Origin of the sequence: Mucilaginibacter sp. OK098, from assembly GCF_900142915.1 — a bacterium.
Classification (GTDB): domain Bacteria; phylum Bacteroidota; class Bacteroidia; order Sphingobacteriales; family Sphingobacteriaceae; genus Mucilaginibacter.
This window is the reverse complement of the sequence record NZ_FRCM01000008.1, coordinates 238,164-250,392: the sequence shown is the minus strand read 5'-3', so window position 1 is coordinate 250,392 and position 12,229 is coordinate 238,164. Positions and strand designations below refer to the sequence as shown.

Genomic DNA, 12,229 nt, shown 5'->3' with positions numbered 1-12,229 from the left:
CCGGAAAATAACTGTTTACTCTACAATTAATAATGAAGAAAAAAAATATTTTCTGCGCGTTTTTGCTTTTGGGCCAAAGTTTTTTGTTATTTGGGCAGCAAAAAATAGCCTTTAAAACAGGTAATTTAAGCCCTTTAAAAAGGGCTGACGAGCACCTTTTTTTAGCAGGAGATTTTAACGGTTGGAGCGCTGCTGATAAAGCCTGGGAAATGACCCCGGATGGCTCAGGATCTTACCGCCTTTTAAAGGATTTGCCAAAAGGTATTTACCACTTTAAAATAACCCGCGGCAGTTGGCAAACAGTTGAATGCACCAGGCTTGGCAAACCTATTGATAACCGCAGTGTTACCATTTTAAATGATACCGCAATAGTAATGAATATTGAAGGCTGGCAGGATAATTTTGCGGCGCAACCCAAGGCACATACCGCAAGTCCGCAGGTGCATATTATCAGTGAAAAATTTGAAATGCCGCAATTGGGGAGGGAACGAAGGGTATGGATCTATTTGCCTGCAGATTATCAATCATCAAAAAAGAAATTCCCGGTAATATATATGCACGATGGGCAAAATCTGTTTGATAACTACACTTCGGGCTATGGCGAATGGGGTATTGATGAGATACTCGACAAGCTTGCCGGTCAAAAGGAATGCATTGTGGTTGGGATTGATCATGGCGGTGATTACCGGATAACGGAATATGATCCTTATGATTCAAAATATGGAAAGGGCAGGGGCAATGATTATGTTGATTTTATGGTAAAAACTCTTAAACCATATATCGACGGACATTATCGCACCGAAAGAGATCCTGCTAATACAACAGTTGCTGGCAGCTCAATGGGCGGGCTGATCTCCATGTATGCTGCGCTAAAATACCCTGGCGTATTTGGTAACGCAGGCATATTTTCCCCTGCATTTTGGATAGCGCCAGAAATTTACCAATATGCACAGCAACAAAAGTTGCCAACGAAATCAAGGTTCTATTTTGTTTGCGGTAATGCCGAAAGTGACAGCATGGTGGCCGATATGCAAAAGATGGCAGCTATTATCCGCAATAAAATAAAAGATGAACAAAACTCACCCGTTGTAATTATAAAGGGTGCCGGCCACAACGAAAAACAATGGAACGGCGATTTTCCTGGGTTTTATGAGTGGCTCGTGAAGTAGTCCGAAAGTCCGAAAGAAAATGAGAAGATGCCAGACATTATCGTTAGACATCACCATGCTTTTATCTTCCGGACTTAATCAATCCGCATTCAACAATCCGCACTCCGCATTAAATTCGCACATCCGCACATTCAAAATTCGCACATCAATCCCCATCCTGCGTGGTAAACAAATACGTTTCTGTATTACCAACTGGCAGATCGGATATGGCGCCACGGTTTAGTTGCCACCAAAAGCGCTGTCTTGGTTTTTCGCGGTTGCCAATTTCATTCATAGAGTCAGCATCGTATAAGCGGCCGTTAACCATTACATATTTTATTTTTTCGCTATTACGGATATCATCCAGTGGATTATCATTCAATATGATCAAGTCAGCCAGCTTGCCTAACTCTAAGGAACCAATCTCTTTATCCATGCCCAGGTAGGATGCTCCATTAATTGTAGCGCATCTGATAGCCTGAATAGGCGTCATACCACCTTGAGTAAGCATCCATAGCTCCCAGTGTGCGCCAAGGCCCTGTAATTGCCCGTGTGCGCCTAAATTAACCTTTGTGCCGCCGTCTGCAATCTGCTTTACATATTTTGATACTTCAATATGTCCGTAATCGCCATATTCGGCAGTACTTCTGCGCCTTGAGCGGGCATCAACAATTGCCTGTGGCGTAAAACTTAGCAGGTGTTCGTTTTTCCAAACCTCGGTACGGTCATACCAAAAGTTTTCGCCAAACTGGGTTCCATAACTTACTATAAGAGTAGGCGTATAGCCGGTTTTGCTGGCATTCCAAAGTGTTTTTACATCCTTATAAACAGGCCAAACGGGTATATTATGCTCAATGCCGGTATGCCCGTCTAAAATCATATTCATATTGGTGAAAAATGTTGAGCCACCTTCGGGCACAACCTCCATTTGCAGCTGGCGCGCAGCTTCAATAACCTGTTGGCGTTGCTCGCGGCGGGGCTGGTTATAGCTTTTTACCGAGAATGCGCCTACCGCTTTTAACCTTCGGATATTTGAAAGCGCATCGTCAAGGCTGTTTATTACGGCTTTAAAGTCGCCGTCAGCTCCATATAATATAGTACCGGTTGAGTAAACCCTTGGGCCAACCATGTTGCCGGCCTTTAGCATCTCATTTTGGCTAAAAACCATCTCCGTATTGCTTGATGGGTCATGAGCCGTAGTTACACCAAAAGCCAGGTTTGCATAGTATCGCCAATCCTGCTGCGGCGAGATGCCATCAGGGCTGGTTCCCAAATGCCCGTGCACATCTACAATGCCCGGCATAATGGTTTTACCGCTCATGTCATAAACTTTAGCGCTATCAGGTACAGCGATCTCGGTTGATTTGCCGATTGCAGAGATCTTATTTTGATTAATGATGATTGTGCCACGCTCAATTACTTCATCGCCCTTCATGGTAATTATCCGCGCATTTTTAAACGCAATTACCCCATTCGGAATATCCGTTTTTAGTTTTAGGTTGATATCGGTTCCTGCTGTATCTATTGCCGGGGTTTTGTCGGCACCGTCAATAAAAGGAAAGGCACTGCGGATATCGCGTACAAAATATTTAGGTCCAAGCGTCCACATTAATTTCTGGCTGTCTTTGCTCCAATGGAGGTAAGTACCTGCATCGCGGGTAAGCTTGTCAAGTGGGACAGCTTTATTTGCTGCTGACAGGTCCTGTGGACTGCCTGTATAGATCATTGGTGTTATATAACAGTTAAACAGTTCCGTAAACGCCATCCATTTGCCATCAGGGCTTGGGTTAAACTGTGTGGTATACTTTGAGGTATACAGCGTTTGCTGGTTGGCCCCGGTTGTATCCATTGCTTTATAGGCTTTTTTATCGCCTTCTTCACTTTGATAATAGATCCTGGAATCATCAGTAGAATATTGCGGGTAAATGCCATTATCAATGATCATTTTTGGTGTACCACCGTTGGCAGGCATAACGTAAATGCCCGGGTTTTTACCAAAAGCATAGCCGGATGTTCCATTTCCTTCACCTTTTCTAAAAATTATTTTATCGCCCTTGTTCGAAAATTTGGGTGAGTAGTAATAGCCTTTTTCGGCAGTAAGGCGGGTTACCTGGCAGGTAGTAAGGTCTATTTTATTTATAGATGCCTTTAGCTCATCGGTCCAATTAACATAAATCAATGATTTGCCATCAGGACTAAAAGCCGGTTCATATTCAAAATCGTTAGTGGCGGTTATTCTTGTAGGTCTGCCATCGGGCAAGCCTTTAATATAAATATAACCTGCGGCATTAAAAGCAACAACCTTTCCATCAGGAGATGTAGTTAGCTGGCGGATCATCTTTACCGGAAATTCATCCTGGAAAACCTTTTGCTGAAAATGAAGCGCATCGGTGATGGATTGTGTTGAAGTAACCTCAAAAGGAATTTGCGTTGTGTTAAGCGAAGTAATATCTAAATTCCAGATCTTTCCTTTTGCATAAAATATAAGGTTATTACTATTTGGTGTCCAGTTGAAATTTGGATACACGCCAAATACCGCCCATGTTTCCTGCTGATCATGCGAAAGTCCGTCATAAACAGGCCATTCTTCGCCCGTATTTAAATTTTGAATAAACAATACTGATTTTAACCTTACCCGCTTCACAAAAGCCAGTAGCTTACCATCGGGCGAGATCTGCGGACGACAAGCACCACCAGCGCCACCGGTTACCGTTTCGATATTACCTGTTTGGCGGTTTAATCTTTGTATGGCATAAATGCCTTTGTTAGGGTCTTTATTATACTCAAAATTCGGGCCGGGGGTAACATCCTCGCTCCAGTAAATAAATTTACCATCCGGCGAAACTATTGGCTCACCTGCATCCTGCTGGTCATTTTTACGTTTGGTAAGCTGAATGCCATCGCCACCTGTTTTATGATAAAGCCACATTTCGCCTGCGCCCAATGACCGAGTACCCGTAAAATGTTTCCGCGCAACCAAAAATTGCCCGTCAGGAGTCCATGATGCATTGTTTAATAAGCGGAAGTTTTCTTTGGTAATGAAATGCTTGCCACCACCATCGCTATTCATTATCCAGATATTATCGCCGCCTTCTTTATCGCTGGTATAGGAGATTGATTTACCATCCGGACTAAAGCGGGGCTGAACCTCCCATGCTTTGCCACCCGCAAGCAGGGCAGCCTTACCGCCGGTAACCGGCATGCTGTAAATATCACCCAATAAATCAAAAACTATTGTTTTACCATCAGGACTAACATCCAGGTTCATCCAGGTGCCTTCATCGGTTGTTATGGTTACCTTTTTGGATGGGCCGGGAGGGTTTTCCACGTTCCATTTTTGGGCTGATAAACTAAGGGAAAGAGATAAGAATATAAGAGCAGTGTAAATAGCTTTCATGTGTGCAGGATATTATGCCGCGAATTTACACGATTTATGGGATTTTAAGGATAAGCATGATTTATTAAACAAATTCGGGATTATCTTTACAACCCATAAATTCGAATATTAATAAATCATATTTAAATCCGAAATCGAACATCCGAAATCCGACATGACACTACAGGAAATATTAAAACAGTATTGGAATCATGATAGCTTCCGGCCTATGCAGGAGGAGATCATCAAATCTGTTTTATTGGGGAGTGACACACTTGCGTTATTGCCAACCGGTGGCGGTAAGTCGGTATGTTTCCAGGTGCCGGCGCTGGCAAAGGAGGGGATCTGTATTGTTGTATCCCCGCTGATCGCTTTGATGAAAGACCAGGTTGAAACCCTAAGGGCTAAAGGTATTGAAGCAGTGTCTATAGTTTCAGGCATGGGCAAACGTGAGATTGATATTGCGCTTGATAATTGTATTTATGGCGAGGTGAAGTTTTTGTACCTGTCGCCTGAGCGTTTGTTGTCTGAACTGGTACGCGAGCGGATCAAATACATGAAGGTGAATTTGATAGCCGTTGATGAGGCGCACTGTATTTCGCAATGGGGGTATGATTTCAGGCCGCCATATCTGCATATTGCAGATTTAAGAGAACTGCATCCTGATGTGCCTGTTTTAGCGCTTACCGCCACAGCAACTGCTGAAGTAAGGGAAGATATTCAGCAAAAGCTACTATTTAAGAACCCGGTTGTTTTTCAAAAAAGTTTTGAGCGTAAAAACATCAGCTATGTGGTTCAAAATACAGAAGATAAGTTTCGCAAGCTGCTGGATATAGCTAAAGGCGTAAAGGGTAGTGGGATTGTTTATGTGCGCACCCGCAAGGAAACTGCCGAAATAGCAAAGTTTTATACAAATAATGGCATAAAGGCCGACTTTTATCACGCCGGATTGGAATCAGGCCTGCGATCAAAAAAGCAGGAAAGCTGGAAAACCAACCGCACCCAGATAATTGTGGCTACCAATGCATTCGGGATGGGGATTGACAAGCCGGATGTAAGGTTTGTGATCCATAAGGATCTGCCCGAAAGCCTGGAGGCTTATTACCAGGAAGCCGGAAGGGCGGGGCGGGACGAACAAAAAGCCTATGGTGTATTATTATATAATTATGCCGACAGGCTAAAGCAGGAAAAGAAATTTGAGCTGAGCTTCCCAACCATACCTGAAATTAAGCAGGTTTACCATTACCTGGCTAATTATTACCATCTGGCTTACGAGGCAGGCGAGGGGATCAGTCTTGACCTTGACCTTGGCGATTTTTGCAGCCGCTTTAAGCTGGATAGCATAAAAACCATAAATGCGCTTAAGTTTTTGGAGCTTGACGAATACCTTTCATTTAATGAAAGTGTTTTTTTGCCGTCGCGGTTTAAGTTTGACGTACAGAATGAAGAATTGTATAATTTCCAGATCCAAAACCCGGGTTGGGACCCATTTATAAAAACCATATTGCGTTCATACGGCGGCTCATTCGACAATTATGTCCGCATCAGGGAGTTTGATCTGGCGCGTCGTGCAGGTATGAATGCGCAGCAGGTAATTGAAGGCTTAAAGCAGTTGAATGAATATAAGATATTAAGCTACCAGCAACAAACTGATATGCCACAGGTTACCTGGTTAAAGCCCCGCCAGCATAACGATGCGTTATACATCAACAAAAAAGTAATCGAGGAGCGCAAGGCCACTTACCGCAAAAAAATGGAGGCCGTATTTGCTTATGCGGAGCATAAACAATGCCGCAGTCAGCAGCTGCTTACTTATTTTGATGAGCTTAATGCTGACAAATGCGGTGTATGTGATGTTTGTCTTGACGAAAAGCGACAAACAAACGCTGAAGAAATTTATGACGATATCACCAATGAGCTTGTTACGCTGCTAAGTACTTCCCCACATGACCTTGCATCGCTTGTAACAGCTGCAAAAAGCGGAACAGAGAAGGAGCGGATAGACACTATAAGGCTATTGCTGGATGCGGGTAAGATAAAGTTTGCAGGGGAGAAGCTGGTGATTGGGTAAGTCAATTTAAGATCATCCATCCTCCGAAAAACTTACGAAGTTTTCAAAACTTCGTAAGTTTAACCACTTTTAAAAGCAGAACTGCGGAAAAAAACTGCGATCACCATCATCTTAATTATTTCTTTGAGTTTGCCTAAGCAAAAATCTTATGAATATTAACAAACTTACGAAGTTTTCAAAACTTCGTAAGTTTGATCACTTCTAAAAAAAGCAGAACTGCACAAAAAAAATTGCGACCTCCAACCAATTTTACGCCGCCAAAAAAATCAAATTTACAAGCAGAGAACTGATCATCGGTGATTGAAAACAGGTTGGGAGTTATTGGATATTTATTAAATGGCTGATAATTAGATATTTAAATTATTATTAGCTCTATAATGTCTATGAATTCAGTAGGTGTAATAATTACACTAAGATGAGAAATTTCGTGGATAAAAAGTGCACTTTTGCAGACGAAAATAAGGCGTTGGTCTATTAAGTAAAGTTTTACTGTAACGTTTTAAAATAGATGCCGTCTTATGGTTGTATTTCAAAAATAGAAGAGTACAACATATTTAGAGTCACAATAATAATAAATAAAAAAATGAAAACCAAAATTTTATCCGTAATTACAATGTTAGTTATTGTATTAGGATTAACAACCTCAACCTTTGCTGCTAATATAGATGCCTACACCGTATTAAATGACATCAGTGCTATCAACAAAATAGAAGTTCACGGAAATGTTGAGCTTTATGTTTCTGATGCATCGTCTGACCAGGTAAAAGTTTACAACAAATATTATTCAGAAAGCGCCCTTATTCAAAACAAAAATGGCGTGTTGCGGATCACATCTTACAAAAATGAAAAATTAGTAGTTTGGGTAAGTGCAAATGACCTTCGTTCAATCTCTGCTTATGACAATGCTGAAGTGAAAACTTTCGGTAAGATCTCAAAAATTGAATTTAACGTTGACTTACACGATAATGCTGAAGCAAGGTTAAACTTAGATGCTTACAGTGCAAGTGTAACTGTAAAAGATAATGCTAAAGCTGATTTAAAAGGTTCGGCTACTGAATTAAACCTTAACAGGGATATTGAGTCGAATGTAAAAAGCAACAACTTTACAGCTGCTCATTATAACGAAAATAAAGTGTCATTCGCTGCTGAGATCAACAATGAATTGATCAATATGTAAATCTGACTTTTGCAAAAGTTCAACATATATTACGGGAGCTATCTGTTTTAAACAGGTAGCTTTTTTGTTTTATATCAATTTTAAAAAATGTTTAACAACCTTCCGGTTATTGAAAGCAAGTTTGTTAAAATAGGTTAAATACATTCAGTGTTATAAACTAAGGAGTAAATTACAACCTTATTTTATAGCAGTATGATCCGGATTTTAACCTTATTGTTTTTCATCACTCTTGTATTTAATAGCCATGCTCAGCAAATACGCGCTTATTATCAAACAACCGGGGAAGCAGATTCTCTGAAACAAAAAGGTGAGTTTGCAAAGGCCTTACCTCTATACATTAAGGCAGAACAACTAAATAGTACAGATGGATTTATTGATAGAAATTTAGCCTTTATCTATTTGAAATTTAATAACCTTAAAAAAACGGATGACTATATTTATAAAGCTGTTGTTAAGGGAGTTGCTATTGATCAATTGAACAGTGATACACTGATTAAAGGATATTTAGCAAAAACAAATTTTGATCTGCGCTACCAAAAAGCAAGAAAGATCTATTATTCAAATATCGAATATCCCGATCAAATGATCGAAGTTTTCCAAATGCTGGAAAGAGACCAGGCGATAAGAGATCTGTATGGAGCAAGGAAAATTGACTTAAAGATATTTGAATCTGCCGGGAGTGAAATTGACTCTGCAAATACGGATGAACTAAAAGAAATTGTAAAAAAGATAGGGTTCCCCGGATACAAGGAGATAGGAAATGAGGCAGTTGCCAGTTTATTTACCTTAATGCTTCATATCCCTTTGGACGGAATTAATGACGCACAGGATATGGCGCTATTTGCGCCGCTTATTAAACAGCAGGTTTTAAAGGGTAATTTCCCACCGATTTATTATGCGCTGATTGTTGACAGGTATAATTATACAAAATTTAAAAGCCAGGTATTTGGCACTTATTGGGAATATGATGCTAAAAAGAAAGCGCGGGTAATAACCAGTATAAAAGATATTAGCAACGTAGATAAACTAAGGGCCGAGATTTTTTTACCGCCACTCAGCAAAAGCAGGGAACAAGGCCTGGTGCTTCCTGATGACTATAAATAATAGATACATTTTTGCTTAACTCGCAACATATTTAGCGGTTATCAGCAGCAGGAGCATCCGGTCGTCCTTAGCCTCATCCAGGTTTTCTTTTAGTAATTGAAGTATTTCAGAATTTTTCATTTTTACCGCCATCATTTGCAGCACCTGGAAGGATGCCACTTCAACGCTTTCAATATTTTGCAGGTAAAACAGGATTGACATATCTCTTAGGGCCGTATCATCCTTTTGCTCGCTGATTGCTGTAAAAGCTTCCTCTATCATTCCTGCCAACCCGGAACAACCTGCTACAGAATTTTTGGCGCCTAAAATTTGATAGATCTCATCCATGCGGATGATCTGTTTTTTTACATCATCCACTGTTTCCATAATTGCGAGGTTCAGATCCGAAAAATGGGCCTCGTTAGCAATTTCAGGAAAACGATCTACCATATGTTTTTTGGCGCAATAGATCTTGTCAAGGTTATCAGTAAAAAATTTGAGTAAACGTGTGTCGCCTAAATGTATTGTATGGGAACGGACAGGTTTATTTGTCATATGCTTTAGTCTCTAAGTTTTACAGATACAATTACATTTAACACTCTTGTTTGTTTTGTGTATGCTTTATTACAGCTTATTTTATCGATCATAAACACCTCCATGATCTATGAACCACCAACATGAACTTTTTCCCGCATTTTCACCGACAAAATTTCCGTATTCACCGAACAAAACCGCCTCTACACCTAATACAGGGCATATTGCTGTAACGTTTGTAATCTGTGATCGTCATATAGGTGTATTTAAAATTTAGAAGATATAATTAATTGACAATCAAAATATAAAGATCATGAAAACCGCAATCATAACCATATTCTCAGCCTTAGTTTTAGTGTCAGGAATAGCAAATTCAACTTACGCAACCACTGTAAAAAACGATAACAACACTTACACAGTTTTAACCGATATCAGCGCCATCAATAAAATAGAAGTTCACGGAAATGTTGAACTATATGTTTCTGATGCATCGTCTGACCAGGTGAAAGTTTACAACAAATATTATTCAGAAAGCGCCTTGGTACAAAGCAAAAATGGCGTACTCCGCATCACCTCATACAAAGCTGAAAAATTGATAGTTTGGGTTAGTGCAAACGACCTTCGTTCAATCTCTGCTTATGATAATGCCGAAGTAAAATCATTTGGTAACATCTCAAAAATTGAGTTTGATATTGACCTGCATGATAATGCTTCAGCCAAACTAAATTTAGAGGCCTACAGTGCAAACGTTACTGTAAAGGATAATGCAAAAGCTGATATCAGCGGTTCAGCAGATAGGTATAGCTTAATCCGTAATGTTTCAGCAACTATAAACAGCAGCAACTTTACAGCTACTCATTTTAAAGACAACAGAATTGGCTTACCTGTTGCCATCAGCGATGATCTTGCCAATCTTTAATTCGACTTTTGCAAAAGTTCAACATATATTTTGAGGGCCACTTGTTTTGATGCAGGTGGCTTTTTTGTTTTAAAAGATTGGTCAACTTTTTAAAGTTGACCAATCTTTTTTTGTTGAAATTATTGCTCCTGCATATCCACTACTTCATAACCGTTCTGTCCGTCAGCAGAAACGGGCTGATAGTAAGTTCCGTTGTAATACAGGTATTGATTGCCGTTAACCGTGGTTTCAGAAGCGCCATCCGGCAAACTGGTTACAAAAGCTCCAACAGGCGGAGCCACTACCTGGTAGCTATCGCTGTTCCTAATGTAATAATCACCTCCGTAATAATAATAGCTTGCACCTTCCAGTTGTATAACGCTGTAGCCGGATGGTAAAACATTAACAGTTGCACCAAGCGGAGCCGCAACAACTTTGTAACCGCCGGTTGTGGATTGATAATACACACCGTTATCATATTGATATTGCTGATTATTTATAGCAATAATTACTGCGGTTGTTGCAAGTGCTGCCACAAAGAAGCCCAGCGGATGCCATGACGGGCCCCAGCTATAAGGCCTGTAAGGGTGATAGCGGTAGGAGTAACGTGGCGGGCGATGAATAAATACGGGGCGTTGCGGTCTGTAAATAGGCGGCCTGTGTCCAGTTGGTGGCCTGTGGCCCGGTCTATGGCCCGGCCTGTGTCCTGTTGGTGGCCTGTGGGTCGGCGGCCTGCTAACTGGCGGCCTGTTACTGGGCGGACGTTGTCCGTTACCTGGTGGACGCTGTCCATTACCTGGTGGTCTGTTGGCCGGGGGACGTTGCCCGTTACCCGGAGGACGCTGCCCGTTACCGGGTGGCCGATTAGCAGGGGGGCGTTGCGTATTGCTCGGTCTTGTTGCTGGGCGTTTATCTTGTAAGAAAGCGGCAAAAACGGGATCAAAGATCATGATGAATGTAGCCGTTAGTAAAATTACCGTGAGCAATCGTGATGGTGTTTTTTTCATATGCTAAAAGTTTAAGATGTTTTTCACAGCAGTTTGCAGAGATCTATTTAGGAAATAGCGCCTTTAAATTGCTTATGCTTATATAAATGTCGGTAACATTATCATTAAAAGCGTTACCGGCTATGTAACTTATTTATAGCACAATATTTTCCTCACATTTTCACCGACAAAATTTCCGCATTTACCGAACAAAACCGCCTCCACACCTAATACAGGGCATATTGTTGTAACGTTTCAAATCTGTGATCGTCATATAGTTGTATTTAAAATTTAGAAGATATAATTAATTGACAATCAAAATATAAAGATCATGAAAACCGCAATTTTAACCATATTCTCAGCCTTAGTTTTAGTGTCAGGAATAGCAAATTCAACTTACGCAGCCACTGCAAAAAACGATAACAACACTTACACTGTTTTAACCGATATCAGCGCCATCAACAAAATAGAAGTTCACGGAAATGTTGAGCTATATGTTTCTGACGCATCGTCAGACCAGGTGAAAGTTTACAACAAATATTATTCAGAAAGCGCTTTGGTACAAAGCAAAAATGGCGTACTCCGCATCACCTCATACAAAGCTGAAAAATTGGTGGTTTGGGTAAGCGCAAACGATCTTCGTTCAATCTCTGCTTATGACAATGCCGAAGTAAAATCATTTGGTAAGATCTCAAAAATTGAGTTTGATGTTGACCTGCATGATAACGCTTCAGCCAAATTAAACTTAGATGCTTACAGTGCAAACGTTACCGTAAAAGATAACGCGAAAGCCGATTTAAATGGTTCAGCAACTGAGTTAAACCTTAACAGGGACTTAGATTCAAACGTACAAAGCAAAAACTTTACAGCAGTTCACTACCGCGAAAACAAAATCGCTATCAATAATGACCTTACTGATCTATAATAATTCAACTTTTGCAAAAGTTCAACATATA

The 12,229-nt window shown here is 40.6% G+C and carries 9 protein-coding genes; 6 read left to right on the top strand and 3 right to left on the bottom strand.

What is annotated here, in order from left to right; all coding sequences use genetic code 11:
• The first annotated feature begins 32 nt into the window (after positions 1–32).
• Positions 33–1,169 carry an alpha/beta hydrolase-fold protein gene (locus BUE31_RS25410; RefSeq protein WP_073406676.1) on the top strand — a complete coding sequence of 379 codons (1,137 nt, stop codon included), beginning with the start codon at positions 33–35 and terminating at the stop codon, positions 1,167–1,169.
• 145 nt (positions 1,170–1,314) lie between these two features.
• On the opposite strand, the gene BUE31_RS25405 is transcribed toward BUE31_RS25410, so the two are convergent.
• Entirely contained in the window at positions 1,315–4,545 is a 3,231-nt protein-coding gene (locus tag BUE31_RS25405; RefSeq protein WP_073406675.1) for an amidohydrolase family protein, read from the bottom strand.
• Between the two features lie 154 nt (positions 4,546–4,699).
• Between BUE31_RS25405 and BUE31_RS25400 the strand changes: the two genes are divergently transcribed.
• The 3 genes from BUE31_RS25400 (at position 4,700) to BUE31_RS25390 (ending at position 8,876) form a co-directional block, all read left to right on the top strand.
• Complete coding sequence (locus BUE31_RS25400; RefSeq protein ID WP_073406674.1) at positions 4,700–6,595, top strand: RecQ family ATP-dependent DNA helicase; 1,896 nt, start codon at positions 4,700–4,702, stop codon at positions 6,593–6,595.
• A 583-nt stretch (positions 6,596–7,178) separates the two neighbouring features.
• Complete coding sequence (locus BUE31_RS25395) at positions 7,179–7,772, top strand: GIN domain-containing protein (protein ID WP_073406673.1); 594 nt, start codon at positions 7,179–7,181, stop codon at positions 7,770–7,772.
• A 192-nt stretch (positions 7,773–7,964) separates the two neighbouring features.
• Positions 7,965–8,876 carry a DUF6624 domain-containing protein gene (locus tag BUE31_RS25390; RefSeq protein WP_073406672.1) on the top strand — a complete coding sequence of 304 codons (912 nt, stop codon included), beginning with the start codon at positions 7,965–7,967 and terminating at the stop codon, positions 8,874–8,876.
• A gap of 15 nt (positions 8,877–8,891) precedes the next feature.
• Here BUE31_RS25390 and BUE31_RS25385 read toward each other — a convergent pair whose 3' ends face one another.
• The gene (locus BUE31_RS25385) at positions 8,892–9,410 is read right to left on the bottom strand and encodes a DUF892 family protein (RefSeq protein ID WP_073406671.1); all 519 of its coding nucleotides are present in this window, start codon (positions 9,408–9,410) and stop codon (positions 8,892–8,894) included.
• A 292-nt stretch (positions 9,411–9,702) separates the two neighbouring features.
• On the opposite strand from BUE31_RS25385, the gene BUE31_RS25380 reads away from it, so the two are divergent.
• A complete protein-coding gene (locus tag BUE31_RS25380) occupies positions 9,703–10,308 on the top strand; it encodes a GIN domain-containing protein (protein ID WP_073406670.1) in 606 nt (201 codons plus the stop codon).
• Between the two features lie 119 nt (positions 10,309–10,427).
• On the opposite strand, the gene BUE31_RS25375 is transcribed toward BUE31_RS25380, so the two are convergent.
• Positions 10,428–11,294 (bottom strand): DUF6515 family protein, encoded by an 867-nt coding sequence (locus BUE31_RS25375; protein ID WP_143167257.1) that lies wholly within the window; start codon positions 11,292–11,294, stop codon positions 10,428–10,430.
• Between the two features lie 310 nt (positions 11,295–11,604).
• On the opposite strand from BUE31_RS25375, the gene BUE31_RS25370 reads away from it, so the two are divergent.
• Positions 11,605–12,198 (top strand): GIN domain-containing protein, encoded by a 594-nt coding sequence (locus BUE31_RS25370; RefSeq protein ID WP_073406668.1) that lies wholly within the window; start codon positions 11,605–11,607, stop codon positions 12,196–12,198.
• Positions 12,199–12,229: the final 31 nt, after the last annotated feature.